Raw genomic sequence first — 21,005 nt, 5'->3', positions numbered from 1 at the left:
AAACGAATGGATTTTCTGACTGATTTATTTGCATTTATGAAGGAGCGTAAAAAATGGTGGCTTGCTCCTGTAATCATTGTTTTGCTCCTGATTGGTATCCTGGTCGTAATCGGAGGAGGTTCAGCGGCAGCTCCATTTATTTATACCTTATTCTAACACTTCGATGACTGTACCTGATAAGTCGGAGCACGCAAAAGCACAGTTGGTAATTGTCACCGGCCTTATTCTGATCTTCTATTTTTTTAAACAACCAGCTATACTGGCTGCTGCGGCCATCGTCGGAATGGTAAGTTTACTTATTCCGCCTGCCGGTGAGATCATTGTAAAATGCTGGTTTAAAATCGCGGAGGTACTGGGAAAGATCAATGGCGCCATTTTGCTCACGGTAATCTTTTTCATAGTACTTATCCCCGTCGCTTTGATAGCGCGGATGAATAGAAAAGATGCATTGGCGCTCAAACGAAGACAGTCCGGGTCTCTCTTCCATGAAAGAAACCACAAGTATGGCGCCAAGGATCTTGAAAATGTATGGTAATTGGGTTTTGGTTGTAAAAGAAAGAGCCTGGTTTCAGGCTTTTTTCTTTCTGCATGCTCTATCGTAAAGTAATTGCAGCATCCCGTCTTTCAGACCCACATCGGGTACGTGAATGATTTCCGCCCCTGCCCACTTCATTGCTGAGGTGTAAATATCTCCCGCAGGAACAATTACGTCGGCTCTGTCGGGATTGAGTTGCAGCTTGTTGATCCTTTCTTCTAGTGAAAACTGGGAAATGTACTCTTTCATTCTCTCAATTTCTTCCAGACTAGTGGAGCTTTCGGTAAGCTTAGAAGACAAATCAAAAAGCTTATTGATGTTACCACCCGTTCCAACTGCCTGAATAGGCTGGCTGTAGTCGACATGCTGGTTGATCCACTCTTTGATTTTCTGCCACGAATTCTTGGATTCTTTTCCTTCAAGAAGCCTCACAGAACCCAGTTTGAAGGATTTTGCAAAAGTCTTTACACGGTCTTTGTACAAGTTCAACTCCGTGCTGCCGCCGCCCACGTCAATGTGAATATACTGACCCTCACCCAGTGATTTGACAACGACATTGTTAACAAGCTCAGCTTCACGTTGTCCGTCAATGATCTGAATGTGAATGCCGGTGCGGTTTACAATCCGGTCGCGGACTTCATATCCGTTTTCGGCCTCACGCATCGCAGATGTGGAGCACGCCATGAAATCATCTACTTCGTGCAGTTCCATGAGGAGCTGGTAAGCAAGCATCAGTTTCATCATGCGGTCTTCACTCTGTTCCGTGATCCGGCCCTGAGTAAAAACGTCATGGCCTAAACGAAGCGGGAAACGTACATATTCAACCTTTTTGAAGCGGGAAACGCCGCCGTCATGCAGTACAGAGGAAATCTGCATGCGGGCACCATTGGATCCTATATCTATTGCAGCGAATTTCAAGGAAACGTATTATAGGGGAGTAAATAAAAGCCAAAAATAGAACTTTCACGAACACATTGTACGGGTGCCCGTGAAAGTTAAAGCTGTTTTATCTACATTTTGCCGCCTATCTGATACAGAAGCTTCAACTTTACACCCGGTCCGGTAGTATGGCTAAGGGGAGTCAGAGGGGTAAAGTAAGTGTAAACATAACCTTCGGCCTGTACTACAATCGGGTGCCAGGTTTTCTCAATTCCTACAGAGAAGTTGACCGAGCTGACAGCAGGTACTTTGGTCTTTTTATCAAATTCGTTTTTGAAGTACTCTTTGTTCGGCGCAATGCAATCGAATGAAACTTTTTCTTTGGACGAGACCGTCACATTGGTACCAACTCCGGCGTAGTAAGCCCAGTTGTCTTTCAGATTGTTCCGGAATGCGACTGTAAGCGGGATCTGGACAAGCGTCGGATTTACTTTAATGTTAAACACATCCAAAGCGAGCGGTACATCTCCCGGGTGCGATCGCTTGAAATCCTTACGTACTTTCTCCCTGAATATCTTTTCTGAAATAAACTCCATTGGTTTTACTTTCAGCCAGCTTATCCCTGCCGTGATCGAGAACTTCCTGGCCACCAGTACCTCGCCCACAACTGACTTCGCAGTTCCGTTTGCTTCCATTTGAATACCTCCCCCAAACCGGTAAGGTGCTTTAATGTCAAGCTTCGGGACTATATTATCCGCCTTCGCGGTCCTTTCCACTTTTTTGTCAGCAATGGTACTGACTTTTGCAATTTGAACATTGTTCCAGTTGATCGCTCTTTGTACCTGTCTGGTAGAGAGCCTGTTTGCCAAATCATAGTTCATCTTTCTTGAAAGCGCATTGCCACTATTTACATTCAGCGGGGACTTAGACGAGAGTACAGTGAAATATTCACGAGATACCGCGGCAGGTGGTACTTCGTCCGTACCGCTCATGCCGGAAGCTGCATATTGCCTCTCGCTGTTTGCAGAGCTCTCAGCAACTTCGGATTTTTTACGATGTGACAGGTAAGGTTCAGAAGTCCGGGTATTTGCATTAAAAGCGTAGGAATTCTCAGTGAAGCGAGCTGCATTTTCCCGCACAGCCACCTGGTAACTCTGCCTGTCTTGATCCGCATCTGCTTTTTGCACAATGTAAATGGTATCCGCTTTCGCAACCTGAGCGGGTTGTTGTTTGATCACTTCGATCTGCTCCTGCAGGTTTTTTACGTCTGCAAGCAGGCTGTCATTTTGTGATAGCTGGTTTACGTAAAGAAACGCCATTACCGCCGTTACCGAAGCTGCGGCGGCATATCCGATCCATGAACTATATTGTTGCCAAAAACTCGGTGGCGTGTGCGCATGCATGTAATTCTGCATTCTGGCCCAATCCGCTTCCTGAAAGTCTGGTTGGATACTCTCTAATTTCCGGCGTATAGTTGTTTCAAATTGATTAGTTTTCATTTCCTCTGAATGACTTTACGGCCCAATCGCTTGGAAAGAGATGTGGGTAATATTGTTTTATTAAATGCTGCAACCGGGCTCTTGCACGAACATAATGCGACCGGACTGTGGCCTCATTGATTTGCAGCAGATCTGCAATTTCCCTGTGATTGTAGCCATCGACTACATATAATAAAAAGACGTTTTTATAAACAGGCTTGATTTTCTGGATCAATGCAAGTATTTCTTCTGCTGTAATCTGCGAGATTACATCTTCTTCAAACTTCGGATAAGGCGCATCTTCCAATGCAATCATATCCTCGCTGTGCTTTTTATGTTTGCGATAATAACTGATCGCCGTATTCACCATGATAGTCCGCAACCAGGCTTTAAAGGGGTGGTTCGGATCATATTTTTGCAGATTATTAAAGACTTTCAGGAAGCCTTCATTCAAAACTTCCTCGGCTTCTTCTGTGGAGGCAGTGTAACGAAGGCAGATACTTTTAGAATAGCCGAAAAACTGTTTATAGAGATGCCGCTGCGCCTGGTTGTTACCCGCAATGCACGCAGCTACGACAGATTCGAAGTCGTTCTCATTAAAGGATATTTTTCTTCCAAATAGCAACGTCAGGGTATCAAGATTGTCAGGGATCGCATTCTTAATGTCAGTTACGTGGGTAGCTGAGCTTATGTTGCAAAAAATTACAAAAAAGTTAACGCTGTTTAAAATCAGGATTTTAGTCAGGAAAGTGACTGGTGGGAGATCAAAAGTGCCTTTCCGTGCAACAGTGGAGGAAATACCAGCGTAATCCCATTTAAAGCACCGGCTAACTGATGAAGCTGACGCCTCGGCGAGATGAAATTTTAACTTTTTATAACATTTGAAGACCTTTTGTTAGGGGTGAGTTGGAATACGGCCCGGGATCTTTCGGGGCCGTATTTATTTTTTGCTGGCGAGCATTTCCAGCGCCGAGGAATTCTTGATTTCGCCCATCACAAACAAGCTGTGCGTACTCCCAATGTTATCCAGGGAGCCAAGTTTCTGCATTAAAAATTGCTGATACTGCGACATATCGTCGACTACTACTTTTAATAAAAAATCGTAGTCGCCCGAAATGTTGAAGCATTCCATTACCTCGGGCATCGCCGTAACAGCCTTGACAAATCTTTCGCCCATATTCTTAGAATGTTCTTTGAGCGCGATATTGCAGAAAGCCATTAACTTTTTCCCGACTTTCTCACGGTCGACCAGCGCGACGTACTTCCGGATCACGCCTTCCTTCTCTAATCTTCTTACCCGTTCGTAAACCGGCGTGTAAGAAAGATTGAGCTTTTCGGATAATTCGCGTGTTTTCAGGGTCGCATCCTGTTGCAGCAAATGCAGGATTTTGGCATCTGTTTCGTCCAGATTATACATAGATAGAATATCTTTATTCACTTCAACTAACCTTCGAATATAGATAAATAGTGTATCGAATGTCAAATAGGTAGATGTTTAGTCTAATATTTTTTGTTTTATTGAATAAAAAATCTATTGACTTAAATTTGTCTCTTGTAAAGTCTGCTTCCGGCGGATTAATCATGAACTCATCAAAATATTACATAAATGATAGCAACTGAAAAGGCGGATATTCGCGAGATTCTTAAAAACCGCATTCTTGTATTGGATGGAGCTATGGGTACGATGATCCAGCGGTACAAGTTGGAGGATCACGATTACCGCGGCGACCGTTTTGCCGATTGGCCGCAGGATGTGAAAGGAAACAATGATTTACTTTCCCTGACTCGACCAGATATCATCAAAGAAATTCACGCCGCTTATTTTGAAGCAGGCGCAGATATCGCCGAAACCAATACTTTCTCCGGTACTGCCATCGCGATGGCAGATTACGGAATGGAAGAGCTGGTTTACGAACTGAACTACGAATCGGCACGGCTGGCGCGGGAAGTAGCCGACGAGTTCACCGAGCGTGAGCCTGATAAGCCAAGATTTGTGGCCGGTTCAATGGGCCCTACCAACCGGACAGCCTCTCTTTCGCCCGATGTAAACAATCCAGGTTACCGTGCAATCAGCTTTGATCAGCTGGTTGAGGCTTATTATGAGCAGATTAAAGGATTGACTGACGGTGGTTGTGACTTGTTGCTTGTAGAAACCATCTTCGATACATTAAATGCAAAGGCAGCGCTTTTCGCAATTGACCAGTTTTTTGTTGATGCAAAAAATGGCAAGGTAGAGCGGCTTGATTCCTGGAAGAATGTACCTGGCGAATCGCTACCGGTCATGATCTCAGGAACAATTACCGACGCATCGGGCCGCACGCTTTCCGGGCAGACTACGGAAGCGTTTCTGACTTCAGTTTCGCATTTACCATTACTTTCTGTCGGCTTGAACTGTGCATTGGGTGCTGATTTAATGCGTCCCTATGTTCAGATCCTGGCGAAGGAATCTCCATTTTATACATCGGCTCACCCGAACGCCGGCTTGCCGAACGAAATGGGGGAGTATGATGAATCGCCGGAGCAAATGGGTGAGGTAATCGACGGGTTTTTGAAGGATAATCTGATCAATATCATCGGAGGCTGCTGCGGAACTACGCCCGATCACATCAGGGTGATCGCAGATCTTGCGAGGAAACATGCACCGCGTTCATTGCCGGTAGCTGAAACAGTCATGAAGCTATCGGGTCTTGAACCGGTTAAAATCAATAAGCTGACGAATTTTGTAAACATTGGCGAGCGTTGCAACGTAACAGGATCGAAGAAGTTTGCAAGGTTGATTCGTGAAGGCAAATATGATGAAGCTTTGTCCATTGCACGCGAGCAAGTGGAAAGTGGCGCGCAGATAATTGACGTCAATCTCGACGAAGGTATGATCGACGGGGTAGAGGCAATGAAGACTTTTGTAAACCTCATTGCCTCAGAACCGGATATTTCCAAAGTGCCGCTGATGATCGATTCCTCAAAATGGGAGGTGATCGAATCGGGACTTAAATGTGTGCAAGGTAAGTCCATTGTAAACTCAATCTCGCTGAAAGAAGGAGAGGAGAAGTTTAAAGAATCGGCCCGGACTGTGCTGCGGTATGGCGCCGCAACAGTGGTAATGGCGTTTGATGAACAAGGTCAGGCCGATAATTTTGAACGTCGCTGCGAAATTTGTTCAAGAGCTTACAGGATTCTGGTCGATGAAGTTGGCTTCCCTGCTGAGGATATCATTTTTGACCCAAATATCCTGACCGTTGCTACGGGAATGGAGGAGCATAACAATTACGCGGTTGACTTTATCAATGCAGTTCGCTGGATCAAGGAAAACCTGCCACATGCAAAAGTTTCAGGCGGGGTGTCCAATGTGTCTTTCAGTTTCCGCGGAAATGAGCCTGTGCGCGAAGCTATCCATACTGCATTCCTGTACCACGCGATCAAGGCTGGTCTGGATATGGGTATCGTGAATGCAGGCCAGATTGGTATCTACGATGAAATTCCGAAGGATGTTCTGGAGCTGGTGGAAGATGTGCTGCTTAACCGTCGCCCGGATGCAACTGAGCGGCTGGTAACTTATGCCGAAACAGTTAAGGATAAAGGAAAATCGCAAAGCGGCCCGGATTTGAGCTGGCGGCAGTTGCCGATTAAGGAGCGGATATCCCACGCATTGGTAAAAGGGATCTCTGATTATATAGACGAAGATATTGAAGAATGCCGCCACCTGTTCACCCGGCCTTTGGAAGTGATTGAGGGACCTTTGATGGACGGAATGAGCATTGTGGGAGATCTTTTCGGAGAGGGAAAAATGTTCTTGCCGCAGGTTGTAAAGTCTGCGCGGGTGATGAAAAAAGCGGTGGCTTATTTGCAGCCTTTTATTGAAGCCGAAAAGAGCGAAGGAGGAAGTTCAGCGGGCAAAATCCTGCTGGCGACAGTAAAAGGAGATGTGCACGATATCGGTAAAAACATCGTAGGAGTAGTGCTTGGTTGTAACAACTACGAAATCATCGATTTGGGGGTAATGGTGCCCACAGACAAAATCCTGGCGGCGGCGGAAGAACATAATGTAGATATTATCGGATTGTCGGGACTGATTACACCTTCGCTGGATGAAATGGTAGGTGTAGCAAAAGAAATGGAGCGCAGAAAGCTGAAAACACCTCTTCTGATCGGCGGAGCGACTACTTCACGCATTCACACAGCTGTAAAAATTGATCCGAATTATTCCGGTCCGGTTATTCACGTACTGGATGCTTCGCGTTCGGTTCCGGTGGCGGGCAAATTGATCCAGAGCGAGAAAAGCCAGGCAGATGTACTCGCAGATATTAAAGCGGAATATGCCAAATTACGCGATGATCATGCCAAAAGAGGTGGTGAAAAAGCGCATATCAGCATTGAAAAAGCGCGTGAGAATAAAGCGAAGATCAATTGGAGTGAATTCACAGCAACGAAACCGCAGTTCTTAGGAACACGCGTTTTCGATGATTACGATCTGGCGGATATTGCAAAATACATTGACTGGACACCATTCTTCCAAACCTGGCAGCTGCACGGGAAATATCCCAAGATATTTGAAGACAAGGTGGTAGGGCAGGAAGCAATGAAATTGTACGAAGATGCTGCAGTGTTACTGGGCGAAATCATTCGTGATAAAACGCTCAAAGCAAAAGCAGTGGTCGGCTTCTGGCCGGCAAACTCCATTCAGGACGATATCGTGCTGCATAGCTTCGAGGAAGAGACACGGGAGGTTCCGTGTGAGCGGCACGGTTCGCACAATCACATTGAGTACAGAATTAGCCAGCACGCGGAAGAAAATCTGAATGCAGGAGAGCTGGTGGCAGATACCGCGGCGGTTTTGCATCATTTACGCCAGCAAAGTCAGAAAGCTTCCAATCTGCCAAACTATTGTCTGTCAGATTTCGTAGCGCCATTGGAAAGCGGCCACCAGGATTATATCGGAGGGTTTGCAGTGACTGCTGGAATCGGCATTGAGCCGCTGATTGAGAAATATGAAAAAGACCACGACGACTACAACAGTATCATGATCAAAGCGCTTGCGGACAGACTGGTGGAAGCGCTTGCGGAGCTGATGCATGAAAAGGTGAGAAAGGAACTGTGGGGTTATGATAAAAGTGAAAGCCTTTCCAATGAAGAGCTGATCAAAGAAGCGTATAGAGGTATCCGTCCCGCGCCGGGCTATCCTGCCTGCCCTGATCATACCGAGAAAAGAATGCTCTTTGACCTGTTGAAAGCAGAGGAAATCGGCATTGAGCTGACAGAAAGCTTTGCAATGTATCCTGCAAGCAGTGTAAGCGGCTGGTATTTTTCACACCCCGAAAGCAGGTATTTCCCGGTAGGGAAAATATTTAAAGATCAGGTTGAAGATTATGCCCGCAGAAAGGAGATGTCTGTGGAGGAAACGGAAAAATGGCTGTCTCCTGTTTTAGGATATTAATCTGTTAAGCTTCAAGCATTTTTCAAAGGGATGTGGATTTATTCACGTCCCTTTTTTATTTGGGAATAATATACTTTTTCAACGCTATACGCGTATTTAAATGGAGCATCGAGCAATAAACAGGTATTTATACTCTATTTTCTCAATATTTTACAGTAGATATTTGTCTAATTGAAGTAGTAAATAGTTTATTAGCCATGAAAAGAAATATCTCAGTCTTCATCCTCCTGATTCTGCTTGCATCTTCATTTAAATACAGAACCAAGGCAAGAGAAAACAGCCAGCCATTTTTGCCTGATCGTTTAAGAAATATGGTTCCCGCAAAACCTGCGGAACAGAATACATTTGAAGCTGCGGTAACTAAAATGCAGCAGGCAAATCTTGAAATGGCAAAAGGTAATCCCGAACTTTTTAAATCATTGTGGCTCCAAAGTGATGATGTAACATTTTTCGGCGACAACAGGAATGCTGAACTCAAAGGTTGGAATGCAATATCAGCCAGCCTCGACTCAGCCAAAAAGCCTGTTTCTGCTGATATCACTTATACCTTCGAAAAAATTGCCAGCGACGAAGGTGATTTGCAGGCTTACTTAATACAAAAAGAACATTACAAACCTGCGGATGGAAAGTCCAGGGATTTGCAGGTGACTGTCGTTTTCCGGAAAGACAATGGTGAATGGAAAATCGTTCACCGCCACGCAGACAGCATCTTACCCGGTAAGAAATCAGACGAAATTGCTAAATAATTGCGCTGAGTCCTGATATTTAATTCGGCGTAGCACATACCGATATTTTGTTGTTATTTTTGCACCTTTGGCTAAAAAGTGACGACACAATATTTATGGAAAGATTTACAGGACTGCTCGGTATTGTGCTGATCCTCGGCATTGCATTCGCAATGTCAAACAACAGAAAAGCAATTAATTACCGTACCGTTGGCGTGGGTCTTGCGTTGCAGTTCGGTTTGGCAGTCTTCATTCTCCGAACGGATATTGGCCAGGCAGTCTTTCAATGGCTGGGTGAAAAAGTACAGAAGCTCCTTTCGTTTTCAGACAAGGGAGCTGATTTTGTTTTTAGCACACTGGTAAGGCCCGATCTCATGCAGCGCGCATTCGGTCCCGGTAACGACTTCGTTTTCTTCTTCAAGATTATCCCTACCATCATTTTTGTTGCTGTTCTCGTGAATATGCTCTATCACCTCGGGATCATGCAACGATTGGTATCTTTCATCGCAAGAGGTGTTTACTGGCTGATGGGCGTGAGCGGGGTAGAAGCACTTTCCAATGTAGCAAGTACATTCGTGGGCCAGGTTGAGGCGCAAATTATGATCAAGCCTTACCTGAAAAATATGACCAATTCGGAGTTAATGGCTTCGATGACAGGTAGCTTCGCCTGCATTGCAGGGGGAGTTATGGCGGTTTACATCTCTTTGGGAGTACCCGCGCCTTATCTGATCGCGGCGAGTTTGATGGCGGCGCCCGGCGCATTGGTCATTTCCAAAATCGTCTTTCCCGAAACACTGCAGTCTGATTCGAAAGGTGCTGTGAAACTGGAAATCCAGAAAACGCACGCGAATTTGCTGGATGCAATTGCAGGCGGCGCAAGTGAAGGCTTGAAAGTAGGATTCAATGTGATTGCGATGCTGATCGGCTTTATCGCATTGGTTGCATTACTGGATTATCTGCTCGGCTACATAGGCGGACTTTTCTCGTTTCCGCAACTCAGCTTCAACTTCGTTTTAGGGAAAGTATTCTCGGTTTTTGCGTGGGCGATGGGAGTGCCTGCGAAAGACATTGAAACAGCAGGCTCTTTGATGGGGACCAAAATGGTGATCAATGAATTTGTAGCATATCTTGACCTGGTTAAGGTAAAAGATAGCCTTGACCAGAAAACCATCGTCATCACCAGTTTTGCATTGTGCGGCTTTGCAAATTTCAGCTCCATCGCCATTCAGGTAGGAGGAATTGGCGAGCTGGCCCCCACGCGGCGCGCTGATCTTGCGCGGCTGGGCTTCAAAGCATTGATATGCGGTACACTGGCTTCTTACATGTCTGCTACATTGGCCGGCTTGTTGTTATGATTTGGTAAAATCCGGTTCCTGATTTTCATGTTGGCACAGATATTTCTGACCTGTTTTCAAATTAACAGCACAGAAACGCTACTCCATGAAAAATATCAAACTGTATTTCTCTATCATCAAGGAAAGCTTTAACGAGTTTATGAACGATAGCGGGCTCAAATTGAGCGCAGCGCTTTCGTACTATACCATATTTTCACTGGCACCGATGCTGCTTGTGATCATATCGGTTTTCAGTATCTTTTTTGGTAAAGATGCCATTCAAGGTGAGCTTTTTGGTCAGATCAGCGGACTGGTAGGCGCGAGTGCTGCCCAGCAGTTACAGGAAATCCTGAAAAATGCAGAGCTCTCCAACAAATCGGGAATGGCGGCGGGGATCGGGATTGTCACGCTGCTGATCGGTGCAACCGGGGTTTTTGCTGAAATGCAGGACTCCATTAACTATATCTGGTCCATCAAATCCAAGCCTAAGAAAGGGTGGCTGCAATACCTTAAAAACAGGCTGATCTCATTTTCGATGATACTTACCCTGGGCTTTTTGCTTGTGGTATCACTGGGAGCAAGCGCGTTGGTGGATGTATTAAGCAACCGTCTCGAACGCTATTTTTCGGAAGCTTCCGTAGTGCTCTTCTACATTGTTAACCTTGCATTGGTACTTACCATTATTACATCCCTGTTTACAGTGATCTTCAAGATTCTTCCGGACGGTGAATTGAGATGGAAAGAATGCATGGTAGGGGCAGGATTTACTGCTATTCTCTTTCTGATCGGGAAATTCGTGATCAGCTTTTACCTGGGTAAGTCGGATCTTGGGGCAGCTTATGGTACCTCAGCTTCCATTGTAATCCTGCTCACCTGGATTTATTATTCGTCTATCATCCTCTATTTCGGAGCTGAATTTACCAAGGTATACGCCCGGCTGGACGGAGTAGGCATTACGCCGAATCACCACGCCGTATTGATTGTGAGGCAAGAACTTGACGAAGATACAGGAAAGGTAGTTTCCTGAAAGGCATAAAAAAGGTGCCTCTTGCATTTGCAGGAGGCACCTTTTTTACTTTGTAAATCTATTTGATAACCATTTCGAATGGCATTCTGGCTTGCATTCCCCCCATGTTCATCAGCTTCTTGTACATCTTCACGTAAGGCGCCAATTCACCCAGGTTTTTTGCAGTTACTTTCTCTTCTTCGTCTCCTATCATCTTATTGAAAAACTCATCAAGAGGTTTTTTCTTTTCGGGATAATAACGCACGCGGTAATCTCCTTCTGATAGCTTCGCCGCTTTCGCAGCTATTTTGACCGCATCATCGACGCCTCCAAGTACGTCAACCAAACCGTTTTGCTTTGCTTCCACACCCGACCAAACCCGGCCCTGAGCGAGGCTCTTCAATTTTTCGACCGACATTCTGCGGCCCTGCGCTGCTTTTCTTGTGAAAGTTTCGTAACCCTCATTTACACTTTTCTGAATCATCGATTTTTCAAATTCAGTCATTTCGCGCGTTGCAGTAGGCCAGTCAGCGTGCGGGCTTGTACCTACGCCGTCGAAAGTGATACCCAGCTTGTTGTTCATGAAATCGGTTACATTGAATACAAGCCCGAAGATCCCGATTGAGCCGGTGATGGTATTAGGTTGGGCAACGATCGTATCACAGCCCATCGCCATATAATATCCACCCGAAGCTGCTACATCAGACATGGAAGCTATTACTGGCTTTTTCTTGGCAGTAAGCTGAATTTCACGCCACATAATATCGGAAGCAAGCGCACTGCCGCCCGGAGAATTGATCCTGATCACAACCGCTTTGATCTTGTCGTTTTCGCGGATTTCTTTCAGCTCTTTTACAAACTTGTCAGATCCGATATTATCATCACCGCCGTCGCCGCTGGTAATTTCACCCTCAGCTACCAACACACCAATGCGTTTGTTGAAATCGCCTTCTTTCACTTTGGCGGGCCCTTTCAGGTATTTGCTCACGCCCACGTAGGAGATACTCTTCTTCTCTTCAACTTTCAGCTCCTTTTTGAGGTACGATTCCAGCTCGTCCTGGTAACCCAGGTTTGTAATGAATTTGTTGTTCAAAGCGGCTTTTGGATTTTCTACACCAAGTGAGTCAGCCAGGTTTTGCAATTGCGGAACGGGGATTCCTCTTGATGCCGAAATATTTTTAAGGAAGTTGCCATTAATGGCGGTAATAAGCTCGGAAGACTGCTTTTTGCTCGCTTCGCTCATATCCGAGCGTGTAAACATTTCAATCGCGCTCTTGAATTCACCTACCCTGAAAACAAGTGGTTTTACGTCCAGCTTGTCGAATGTACCTTTGAAAAAGCTGTATTCTACCGAAAGTCCATTCCATTCAATGCCGCCTACGGGGTTCAGGTAGATCTTATCAGCTACCGAAGCGAGGTAATATCCTTTTTCGGAGTAGGATTCAGCATAGGTAACGATGAATTTCTTTGATTTTTTAAACTCCGTCAGCTGGTGCCTGATTTCCTCCAATGTAGCCCAGCCTGCTTCCGGGCTGTCTGTTTTCAAATATATTCCTTTGATTTTATCGTCAGCCTGGGCGTTTTTCAAAGCTTCCAGAATGTCTTTCAAACCCACCACATCATTGTTACCACTGAACATTCCGCCAAAATCAGAAAAAGGATTGTCAACACCCACTTCCTGGATTGGCTGGTTTAAGTCAAGTTTTAGGACTGATTTATCATTGATAACAACTTCTTCATCAGACGAAAACATGGAGCCTATGCCGACCAGAATTGCGAAAGACAAGAAGAAAAAGAGGATGATGCCCACGAATGTGGCGAGCACGTACTTAAAGAACTGCAGCATTTTATATTAACGGTATGAAGTTTTCATTTAAAGATACGTAAGGAACAAAAATATGTAGTAATTGTGCGGCGATGCGGGAGAAATATTGTCAAAAGGTCGAACGCTATTTTAAGTGGTTTATAAGCTCTGGTAAAACTTTTAAGCGCGCCCCACAAGTATTACAAACCCCGATTCAGTATTTTTGAAAAAAACAATGGAGATGAAAAAGACCCTCATTTTAGTCCGTCACGCCACCGCCGAGGACCAGACTTTCAGAACACGCGATTTTGACCGCAACCTGAATAATAAAGGGCTCGCAGAAGCTGAGTTAATGGGAAAATGGCTGGCCGATTCGAATGTAAGGCCGGATATTTTCATTTCGAGCCCGGCTTCAAGGGCATTTAAAACAGCGGAGATTTTTGCAAAACAGCTGGGGGTTAATGTAGCTTCCATCAATTCACGCGCCGATATCTACGACGGCGGACCAAGAGCATATCTTACTTCGGTGAATGCAGTTTCTGAGGATTTTTCAACACTTATCCTTTTCGGCCATAATCCGGACATAACCTATTTTGCCGAATACCTGTCGGGTTCAAATATCGGCTCGATGAAGAAATCAGGGATTGCTTTTATAGAGTTCAAAGAGCAGAAATGGGAGGAGATATCAGCCAAAACAGGCGATTTGATTTTGTATAAAACACCAAAACAAGTCGGGGGAATTGAGTAAAATGGAAACATCAAACAGAAACCGGCGCATTTTCATTATCGTATTTATAGCATTCGTAGCACTCTTTGCCTACATATCCTATGATATGTCGAGCCGCACTACAGCTCCCTGGAACAAGCCCAAGCAACTGAACCGCGCATTACCCGGAGCAGCCCCTGACGCGGATTCCCTCAAACTGGATTCGCTCATGCAGGAAGTCGAGTAACAATCAGCCCCTGGGATGGAATTCCTTTACGATCTGTTTGAGATAATCCCTGTCCAAATGCGTGTAAATCTCGGTGGTGGTAATGGATTCGTGGCCGAGCATTTCCTGCACCGCCCGCAAGCTCGCGCCTCCTTCGATCAAATGCGTAGCAAAAGAATGACGAAAAGTATGCGGACTTACATTCTTTTGAATACCGGCTTTTTCGGCAATGTGTTTGATCATTAAAAAGATCATCACCCGCGAGAGCTGCCCGCCTCTCCGGTTCAGGAAAACAATGTCGCCGCTCTCCTTATCAGGTGCAATTTCATTCCGGACGTGTTCGAGGTAAATCTGCGTGTACTTAATTGCCTCTTTCCCAATAGGTACCAGCCTTACCTTGTCGCCTTTTCCTAAAATCCGCAGAAAGCCGATATCAAAGTAACAATGGGTAAGCAGCAAGCCTGTAAGTTCTGACACCCGTAACCCGGAGCTGTACAGTACTTCAATGATCGCCCGGTTTCGGGTACCTTCCGGAGTTGAATGGTCGATCGCCCCGAGCATGGATTCTATCTCTTCATAGGAAAGCACATCAGGCAATTTGCGTGGAAGGCGCGGGGATTCCAGCAGCTCTGTCGGATCGTCGGTTATCTCATTTTCGAGCACCAGATATTTGAAAAAAGCTTTGATACCCGACAGCATTCTGGCTTGTGAATGCGCCGCAAGTCCAAGTTCGGCGAGGTATTTTAAAAAGGCGGTCAGGTGTGTCTCCTCTATTTTCCCGGGAGCAAGGTTGATTCCGGCCAGGGTAACAAACTCTTCCAGTTTCTCCACATCACGGACGTAAGCGTCCACCGAATTGCCCGATAGCGCGCGTTCCAGCCGCAGGTAGTTTTTGAAATGTTTAATGTAGCTTTGCCACATAGCAAGAAGAAAATTTAATCTGCACGAATCAATGAAAAAGATATTGATCCTGAATGGTCCCAATCTAAATCTTTTGGGCAAACGTGAACCTACAATTTACGGCAGCCAGTCATTTGAGGATTATTTTGAAACACTAAAAGGTACATTCCCTGGCGTAGAACTGCATTACTTCCAATCCAATCACGAAGGCGCGCTCATTGATAAAATACACGAAGTAGGTTTTACATTCGATGGTATCATCATCAACGCAGGCGGACTGACGCATACTTCCATTGCATTGGCAGACGCATTATCGTCGGTAACAACCCCGGCCATCGAGGTTCACATTTCCAACATTCACGCAAGAGAATCCTTCCGTCACCACAGCTACCTCACATCAAGATGCAAAGGAATGATCTGCGGGCTGGGACTGAGGGGTTATGAGTTGGCGGTTGCTTGGTTTGGGTTTTAATGAGTGAATGAGTGAATGAATTTCACTAACTAAAATATTCAGTCATTCACTCATTCAAAATTACCTGAAAACCGCATTGCTGAAAAGGATCTTTCCATTGTAGAGCATGGCGCGGAAAACGGGATCGTCCATCATGTAGATAACCTGGCCGCGTCCCATTTCCTGTACACCCAGGATCAATGTGTTTTTAAGCTTACCGCTCATTTTATTACCTACAAAACCCGCTTTATAGCTCGTTTCTGTCAGGTATCCTACATTCCAGCCGTCTTTCAGATACTCGCGCTCGTAAGCATCCCTTACGAGAGTAGTGTATTCTTTTGAGCAACCAAATGAGAGTGGGTGAGTTTCGTCCATGGTGAGCTGGAACATGCTGCCAGGCGAAGAATCGCTCGCATCCTCACGCTCCTGATCGCCGTACTTTTTAAAGAAGTCTGCGTCTTTTTTCTTTTCTGAAAACTTCTTGCTGAGATTGAATCCAGGCTTGTTCAGGAAAGCATCCGTGGAGCCTTCCATTGCGATCAGTTTTCCGCCATTTTTTATCCAGCTTTGCAAGGCTTCCAGCTGCTTTTCGCCAAGGATATCCCCATATCTTCCATCCGGCAAAATCAGAACGTCAATTTCACTCCATGGAAGCGAAGAGAGCCTGGTTGCATTGACAATGGTGACCGGATATTTGATCTGCTGCTCAAAATAATGCCACACTGCACCGAACGACGTGGCTGAAATACCTTCGCCGCTTACCGCCACAACTTTCGGCGCGTTAATGGAAGCAACATGGTCATCGCCAAAATCCGCCCCTGAGGTTACCATACCTGTTTTGACAGGAGTAAGCTTTACAAAGTGCTTTGTTGCCAGCGAGGTCACGATTTTATCAAAATCAGCCCGCTCATTTCCTTTTTTTGTAATGATCAATGTGCCTGCCTCAAATGACTGCTTTTCAATTTCGAAGGGAATATTAGAGGTTTTTACCATAAAGCCGTTTTTGAGCAGCTCAGCCAGGAAAACAGCATCGCCGAATTCTGACCATTTAGCTACATAAGCATATACAGGAAAACCCGGGATCGCATTCTCTGTTTTTTCGGGCTGATAGGTTGCCGGAACGAGCTTTTCTTTCAGTCCGTAAGCTTTCAATCCAAAAATATATGACAAGCCCCAGCTCGTAACATCATAGGTAACCGAATCTTCCAGTACCGGCTTAGGTTCGAAAAGTACCCGGAGCAGGTTCGATTTCGGCTGAAATGCGCTGATCAGCAAATCATTATTTTCAATCTTAACAGACTCGTCAACAGAACTGCTCAGCTCCGTTCCTTTTACGGAGGCAGACTTTCCGGCAATCCCATAAGAGATACCCTGCTTGCTTAGCCAGTTGCCGAAATACCTGATGCGCTCTTCGTGTCCCTTTGTTTTTATTACGTAAGTCTTGAAGTTGCCCGCGGGTGCTTTTGCCGCATTATCGTGGTATTTGATAAACTCGTTAACGATCTTCTCTTTTTGTGACAAAACAGCTTCAAGCGTGGCCAGCGTGGTTGCATAGTGATGCGAAATGCGGCTTTTGAGTGTCAGCGTATCGTGCTCTTCCTTGCGTTCGATGCCGAGGCCGGCTCTACCGCCACCACCTTGCTCGTAAGTCACGCCCACAGCGCCATTAACGGTCGGCCAGGTATCTCCGTAGCTCGGATAGAAGAGATCGTAGTTGTATTTGGTAAAATAGGCCCAGTTGTTTTTGTCAAAATATTTGCGGCAGTACTCACCGATCAGGTCGTTAAACTGTCGTTGCCACGCTGTAATGTCTTTGTGAAAGGGTTTTGCAGCAGGAGGGAAGTAGTAGCTCCTCGAAGGACCCATTTCGTGGAAGTCGGCATGAAAATGCGGCATCCATTGATTGTACAGCGCAATCCGCTCCTGCGTTTCTTTCTGTGTTTGCCAAGCCCAGTCGCGGTTCAGATCGAAGAGGTAGTGATTAAACCTGCCGCCGGGCCAGGGTTCGTCGTGCTCCAATGCGAATGGGGTTACATCCGGAACTGCATTCTGGACCCGGTTATACCATTGCGAGTAGCGCTCGTATCCGTCGGGATTAATGCAGGGATCCACCATGATGACAAGGTTTTTCAGAAAATCCTTCGTCAATGCATTGTCCTTGTTGAGCAGCTCATAAATTACCTGCATGCTGGTGTTGGCAGAAACCGATTCGTTTCCGTGCACATTATAGCTCAGCCACACGATCGGCGGAACGCTCGCATCGGGCTTGCCTTCCAGCAGACCAATGCTTTTAAGATGATTTTGCCGGATCGATTCCAGCTTGCTCATATTTTCCGGTGACGAGATAAATGCAATCATCAGCGGCCTTCCCTCATTGGTTGAACCGTACTGCACCAGTTTCATCCGGTCCTGGTTCTGGGATTGGAGCAAAGTGAAGTACTGGGTGATCTGGCTATGAAAAGCAAACTTGGAACCAAGCTGAAATCCGAGGTGCTGTTCGGGTGTTGTATTTTGGGCAAAGACGGGGATTGCAGAAAAGGCAAGAAGAAGAACGCGGATATATTTTATCATAGGAGCAATTAGAAGAAATGCATAGACCCAAATTTAGAAAGTTACCCGTTTGGAATGTTAATCGCAGTTGAATAAAAAAAAGTTTACGGCAGAACGCGCTGATAATGAATTGATAAAAAAATAAGTGAATTTTATTTGCGTACAGAAGTTGCTTTTTAGAAATCGAGCCTGCATCTTTGCACCACGTTTTCGGAAAAGGGAAGCGGAAAAGTGAAAGAAAGTGCAAAAAAGCGCGCGAAGTAGGAGACCAGTCGGCCCATTCGTCTAGCGGTTAGGACACGACCCTTTCACGGTTGAAACAGGGGTTCGATTCCCCTATGGGTCACAAAACCGTGCGAAGTCAAGCACTTTCAATCACTACAAAAACCGTCTTGTTTCAAGGCGGTTTTTTTGTTTTCTACTATTAGAAGTTTTTTGGAGCTTCGATCTCTACTGATCGCGCTTGCCAGCCTCTCCTCCACATTCCCTCCCATTGTGCCTTTCGTACATTGCTGTTATCCCCTGGATAACTATTCGGCAGATTCTTGTTGTATTTTGTCTTCTTTCCTTCCGCGATGCTGCATGCCCCACAAAATGTGCCTGGACAGAATCCAATTTTATTCTACATATTTGGGAAATACTTATATTGTATTGTAGTATATTTGACTCAAACAGCTGAATAACTTTCCAATAATTTCACAAATAACTCACATTATTATTGCTCACTAATTTTTACACTCTATGAATTTTTTATTGAAATTGGCCCTTGCGGGTGGATTTATCAGTCCATTGGCAGCGGCTCCGCATAGTGCGACGGGAGAGCTGGTCACAAGCACAGAAGCGGTTATCGTGACAAGCACGGAGGAGAAAAACAAAGAAACTATCAAGAAGGATTTGATAGAACTCGCTGGCCAGGCTTCCTACACAATCAAAAATCCTTATGCAGAGGCGGTAGACAAACCGTTTACCATCGAAGCAAAAACAATGGATCAAATGCCGGCTCCGCTGGCAACCAAAGTAACCTGCGGAACACGGAACGGTCAGCCGGTTGTGTGGACTGACGGTGAATACCTTGGTCAAACAAACGATGGCAAGCAAGCATACACCAAGATCGTTGAAAACCGGATTTACTTCAACTGGGGTGGTACCGTGGCCGACAACATCTTTGTTCTGTTTTACCTGGATCTTGGCAAGTTTCCTAACACTACCGATAATGACGCGCTGATCAAACAATGCGTAAACCCGGTCGATCCGAGTACAGCTGCGAATAATTTGCTGGGAAAAACAAATGATGGAAGAATTACCTGCAACGGCCTTGTCATGGAAAACGGCGAGCTGCTGGGTACGTTTGTAGACAATGGTGCATATACTTACCAGTACACGAAGTACGTAGATGGTCGCCTGCGTGTGATGATCAAACAAGGTGCAGATGATACTCGTACTGACAACTATTCAATGGGACTGCTGCCTGAGACAATCAATGGCACAAAAGGATATTTGAGCGATAAATGGAGAGGCAGGCTGACACTCGAAATGGTGAACGGCTGCTACTGGCCAATTGTACCTAAGTCTGCGACTCCGCTTGTTGAAAATAACTGTCCGGCAAACCCCACTGTCTCGGGTATTTCGGCTATCCAGCAAACCTCATTGCGCTTTACGTTTACAGGTAATGGTATCAGCGCTCTGAAGTGGCGGATCAAGTCAGGCAACTCGGTTCTCCGGGATGGTACTACACCTGATCTGGGTACTAATAAAACGGTAAATCTTAGCTATGGTTCGTTAAACCCTGGTAACTACACGCTGGAAATAGAAGGTGCAAGCTGTACTTCTGGTACTGCTTCACGTCAGTTCACCATTCAGGAGCCTGTTGTTGTTATCCCTGACTGCCAGGGCGGCCCTTCTGTAACCACATTGAGAAATTTGTCTTCGACTGGTCTTACAGTTGATTTTGCCGGCACGAACCTGCGCAATTTCTCCTGGCGGATCCTTGAAGGAGCTTCCTCGGTTGCAAATGGCAGTACTGGTGTGCTTAACTCAAATACAGCAAACATTTCATACAACTACCTGCAAAACGGAACCTACACCTTCGAAATGAAGGCGCTGGATTGCAAAGCTGCATCTGTTGCTACTAAAAACTTTACGTTGTCAGGAGATACCCGGCCTACTTGCAAAAGAGGTCCTACTTTGCAGACACTGCTGAGTTCCGATGAAAGAAGTTTATCGTTCCTGTTTGACGGAGACGAAGTTTATTCGATCAACTGGAAAATTATGGCGGGCAACAATGCAATTCGTCAGAGCAGCGTATCGCCTCAGAACAACCACCCGGTAATCCAGTATGATCAGCTTCAAAACGGATCGTATACAGTTATGATCGAAGGCGGCAGCTGCAAATCCGATGTGTCAAGCGCGAGTTTCACCATCGGGCCGCTACCTATTTATGTAGCCAATTTTGTTGGAGAAACTGTTGAAGAAGGTGTTAAGCTTTCGTGGGAAGTTGTTTCAGAGCAGGATGGAAAAGAATTCGAAGTAATGCGTTATGATTCTGAAATGAAGAATGCGGAAGTGCTCGGCAAAGTTTCTCTTTCAGATCAGCGCACTGGCTGGTACCATTTTGTAGATCAGAGCCCGCTGCTGGGTATCAATTACTATCAGCTGAAACAGATCGATGTGGACGGTACCTTCACGAAAAGCAAGATTGTTTCTGTGAACCCGGGTATTATCAAAGGAACTGTAGTTGCTCCAAATCCTGCACAGGATTATGTTGACCTTCAATTTTCTTCACGCACGTCCGGAAAGTCAGAAGTTGTGATTTACAATGCTGCGGGAGTGGCAATCGGAAAATCACCCATTCAGATCTCGGAAGGAAAGAATGTACATCGTGTTAATATAAAGAGACTTGTTAATGGAAGCTATTTCATGAAAATCTCCCACAATGGAGAGTTGTCAAGTTTGCGCTTCACGAAAATGGATTGATTTAGTT

Annotated in this window: 17 protein-coding genes and 1 tRNA gene; 11 read left to right on the top strand and 7 right to left on the bottom strand. The window is 45.5% G+C overall.

Going from position 1 to position 21,005, the window contains the following annotated elements; translation table 11 throughout:
• The first annotated feature begins 6 nt into the window (after positions 1–6).
• Both AC1XTG_RS21985 and AC1XTG_RS21980 read left to right on the top strand, forming a co-directional pair.
• On the top strand, positions 7–156 hold the full coding sequence (locus AC1XTG_RS21985) for a DUF5989 family protein (protein ID WP_169739265.1): 150 nt from the start codon (positions 7–9) through the stop codon (positions 154–156).
• A 7-nt stretch (positions 157–163) separates the two neighbouring features.
• Positions 164–535 carry an SxtJ family membrane protein gene (locus AC1XTG_RS21980; RefSeq protein ID WP_484843458.1) on the top strand — a complete coding sequence of 124 codons (372 nt, stop codon included), beginning with the start codon at positions 164–166 and terminating at the stop codon, positions 533–535.
• Between the two features lie 33 nt (positions 536–568).
• Here the strand turns inward: AC1XTG_RS21980 and AC1XTG_RS21975 are convergent, their stop codons facing one another.
• The 4 genes from AC1XTG_RS21975 to AC1XTG_RS21960 form a co-directional block, all read right to left on the bottom strand.
• Positions 569–1,453 carry a Ppx/GppA phosphatase family protein gene (locus AC1XTG_RS21975; protein ID WP_056285796.1) on the bottom strand — a complete coding sequence of 295 codons (885 nt, stop codon included), beginning with the start codon at positions 1,451–1,453 and terminating at the stop codon, positions 569–571.
• Between the two features lie 92 nt (positions 1,454–1,545).
• Positions 1,546–2,913, bottom strand: a complete 1,368-nt coding sequence (locus AC1XTG_RS21970) for a hypothetical protein (protein ID WP_056285792.1) — start codon at positions 2,911–2,913, stop codon at positions 1,546–1,548.
• On the bottom strand, positions 2,903–3,517 hold the full coding sequence (locus AC1XTG_RS21965; RefSeq protein ID WP_056285789.1) for an RNA polymerase sigma factor: 615 nt from the start codon (positions 3,515–3,517) through the stop codon (positions 2,903–2,905). The genes AC1XTG_RS21970 and AC1XTG_RS21965 overlap by 11 nt, the downstream gene beginning before the upstream one ends.
• A gap of 315 nt (positions 3,518–3,832) precedes the next feature.
• On the bottom strand, positions 3,833–4,309 hold the full coding sequence (locus AC1XTG_RS21960; protein ID WP_056285785.1) for an Lrp/AsnC family transcriptional regulator: 477 nt from the start codon (positions 4,307–4,309) through the stop codon (positions 3,833–3,835).
• Positions 4,310–4,498: 189 nt separating this feature from the next.
• On the opposite strand from AC1XTG_RS21960, the gene metH reads away from it, so the two are divergent.
• The 4 genes from metH to AC1XTG_RS21940 all read left to right on the top strand — a co-directional run bounded on the left by metH (position 4,499) and on the right by AC1XTG_RS21940 (position 11,409).
• On the top strand, positions 4,499–8,323 hold the full coding sequence (metH, locus tag AC1XTG_RS21955; protein ID WP_484843457.1) for a methionine synthase: 3,825 nt from the start codon (positions 4,499–4,501) through the stop codon (positions 8,321–8,323).
• A 197-nt stretch (positions 8,324–8,520) separates the two neighbouring features.
• A complete protein-coding gene (locus AC1XTG_RS21950; RefSeq protein WP_484843456.1) occupies positions 8,521–9,069 on the top strand; it encodes a YybH family protein in 549 nt (182 codons plus the stop codon).
• Positions 9,070–9,164: 95 nt separating this feature from the next.
• Positions 9,165–10,403 (top strand): NupC/NupG family nucleoside CNT transporter, encoded by a 1,239-nt coding sequence (locus AC1XTG_RS21945; protein WP_484843455.1) that lies wholly within the window; start codon positions 9,165–9,167, stop codon positions 10,401–10,403.
• Between the two features lie 85 nt (positions 10,404–10,488).
• On the top strand, positions 10,489–11,409 hold the full coding sequence (locus AC1XTG_RS21940) for a YihY/virulence factor BrkB family protein (protein WP_484843454.1): 921 nt from the start codon (positions 10,489–10,491) through the stop codon (positions 11,407–11,409).
• Positions 11,410–11,467: 58 nt separating this feature from the next.
• Here AC1XTG_RS21940 and sppA read toward each other — a convergent pair whose 3' ends face one another.
• On the bottom strand, positions 11,468–13,234 hold the full coding sequence (gene sppA / locus AC1XTG_RS21935; RefSeq protein WP_484843453.1) for a signal peptide peptidase SppA: 1,767 nt from the start codon (positions 13,232–13,234) through the stop codon (positions 11,468–11,470).
• A 199-nt stretch (positions 13,235–13,433) separates the two neighbouring features.
• Here sppA and AC1XTG_RS21930 point away from each other — a divergent pair, with 199 nt between their 5' ends.
• Together AC1XTG_RS21930 and AC1XTG_RS21925 are read left to right on the top strand one after the other, a co-directional pair.
• Positions 13,434–13,940 (top strand): SixA phosphatase family protein, encoded by a 507-nt coding sequence (locus AC1XTG_RS21930; RefSeq protein WP_056286553.1) that lies wholly within the window; start codon positions 13,434–13,436, stop codon positions 13,938–13,940.
• Position 13,941: 1 nt separating this feature from the next.
• Positions 13,942–14,145: a hypothetical protein gene (locus tag AC1XTG_RS21925; RefSeq protein ID WP_484843452.1), complete on the top strand. Its 204-nt coding sequence runs from the start codon at positions 13,942–13,944 to the stop codon at positions 14,143–14,145.
• A gap of 3 nt (positions 14,146–14,148) precedes the next feature.
• Here AC1XTG_RS21925 and xerD read toward each other — a convergent pair whose 3' ends face one another.
• Positions 14,149–15,045 (bottom strand): site-specific tyrosine recombinase XerD, encoded by an 897-nt coding sequence (xerD, locus tag AC1XTG_RS21920; RefSeq protein ID WP_484843451.1) that lies wholly within the window; start codon positions 15,043–15,045, stop codon positions 14,149–14,151.
• 31 nt (positions 15,046–15,076) lie between these two features.
• On the opposite strand from xerD, the gene aroQ reads away from it, so the two are divergent.
• Positions 15,077–15,496 carry a type II 3-dehydroquinate dehydratase gene (aroQ, locus tag AC1XTG_RS21915; protein WP_484843450.1) on the top strand — a complete coding sequence of 140 codons (420 nt, stop codon included), beginning with the start codon at positions 15,077–15,079 and terminating at the stop codon, positions 15,494–15,496.
• Positions 15,497–15,556: 60 nt separating this feature from the next.
• On the opposite strand, the gene AC1XTG_RS21910 is transcribed toward aroQ, so the two are convergent.
• A complete protein-coding gene (locus AC1XTG_RS21910; protein WP_484843449.1) occupies positions 15,557–18,046 on the bottom strand; it encodes a M14 family zinc carboxypeptidase in 2,490 nt (829 codons plus the stop codon).
• A 253-nt stretch (positions 18,047–18,299) separates the two neighbouring features.
• Between AC1XTG_RS21910 and AC1XTG_RS21905 the strand changes: the two genes are divergently transcribed.
• Both AC1XTG_RS21905 and AC1XTG_RS21900 read left to right on the top strand, forming a co-directional pair.
• A tRNA-Glu gene (locus AC1XTG_RS21905) sits at positions 18,300–18,371 on the top strand.
• Positions 18,372–18,766: 395 nt separating this feature from the next.
• Positions 18,767–20,998: a T9SS type A sorting domain-containing protein gene (locus AC1XTG_RS21900; RefSeq protein ID WP_484843448.1), complete on the top strand. Its 2,232-nt coding sequence runs from the start codon at positions 18,767–18,769 to the stop codon at positions 20,996–20,998.
• Positions 20,999–21,005 lie beyond the last annotated feature (7 nt).

This window comes from Dyadobacter sp. HNCC25DJ183 (assembly GCF_056895175.1).
Note: the sequence above shows the minus strand (reverse complement) of the source record. Positions and strands in the feature narration are given on the sequence as shown.

Bases quoted from the DNA above. Each gene is read 5' to 3' on its own strand.
- AC1XTG_RS21900 (WP_484843448.1), top strand. From the start codon at position 18,767: ATGAATTTTTTATTGAAATTGGCCCTTGCGGGTGGATTTATCAGTCCA.
- AC1XTG_RS21945 (WP_484843455.1), top strand. From the start codon at position 9,165: ATGGAAAGATTTACAGGACTGCTCGGTATTGTGCTGATCCTCGGCATT.
- AC1XTG_RS21925 (WP_484843452.1), top strand. From the start codon at position 13,942: ATGGAAACATCAAACAGAAACCGGCGCATTTTCATTATCGTATTTATA.
- AC1XTG_RS21960 (WP_056285785.1), bottom strand. From the start codon at position 4,309: ATGTATAATCTGGACGAAACAGATGCCAAAATCCTGCATTTGCTGCAA.
- AC1XTG_RS21950 (WP_484843456.1), top strand. From the start codon at position 8,521: ATGAAAAGAAATATCTCAGTCTTCATCCTCCTGATTCTGCTTGCATCT.
- AC1XTG_RS21985 (WP_169739265.1), top strand. From the start codon at position 7: ATGGATTTTCTGACTGATTTATTTGCATTTATGAAGGAGCGTAAAAAA.
- xerD (WP_484843451.1), bottom strand. From the start codon at position 15,045: ATGTGGCAAAGCTACATTAAACATTTCAAAAACTACCTGCGGCTGGAA.
- AC1XTG_RS21970 (WP_056285792.1), bottom strand. From the start codon at position 2,913: ATGAAAACTAATCAATTTGAAACAACTATACGCCGGAAATTAGAGAGT.
- AC1XTG_RS21940 (WP_484843454.1), top strand. From the start codon at position 10,489: ATGAAAAATATCAAACTGTATTTCTCTATCATCAAGGAAAGCTTTAAC.
- metH (WP_484843457.1), top strand. From the start codon at position 4,499: ATGATAGCAACTGAAAAGGCGGATATTCGCGAGATTCTTAAAAACCGC.
- AC1XTG_RS21930 (WP_056286553.1), top strand. From the start codon at position 13,434: ATGAAAAAGACCCTCATTTTAGTCCGTCACGCCACCGCCGAGGACCAG.
- AC1XTG_RS21980 (WP_484843458.1), top strand. From the start codon at position 164: ATGACTGTACCTGATAAGTCGGAGCACGCAAAAGCACAGTTGGTAATT.
- aroQ (WP_484843450.1), top strand. From the start codon at position 15,077: ATGAAAAAGATATTGATCCTGAATGGTCCCAATCTAAATCTTTTGGGC.
- sppA (WP_484843453.1), bottom strand. From the start codon at position 13,234: ATGCTGCAGTTCTTTAAGTACGTGCTCGCCACATTCGTGGGCATCATC.
- AC1XTG_RS21910 (WP_484843449.1), bottom strand. From the start codon at position 18,046: ATGATAAAATATATCCGCGTTCTTCTTCTTGCCTTTTCTGCAATCCCC.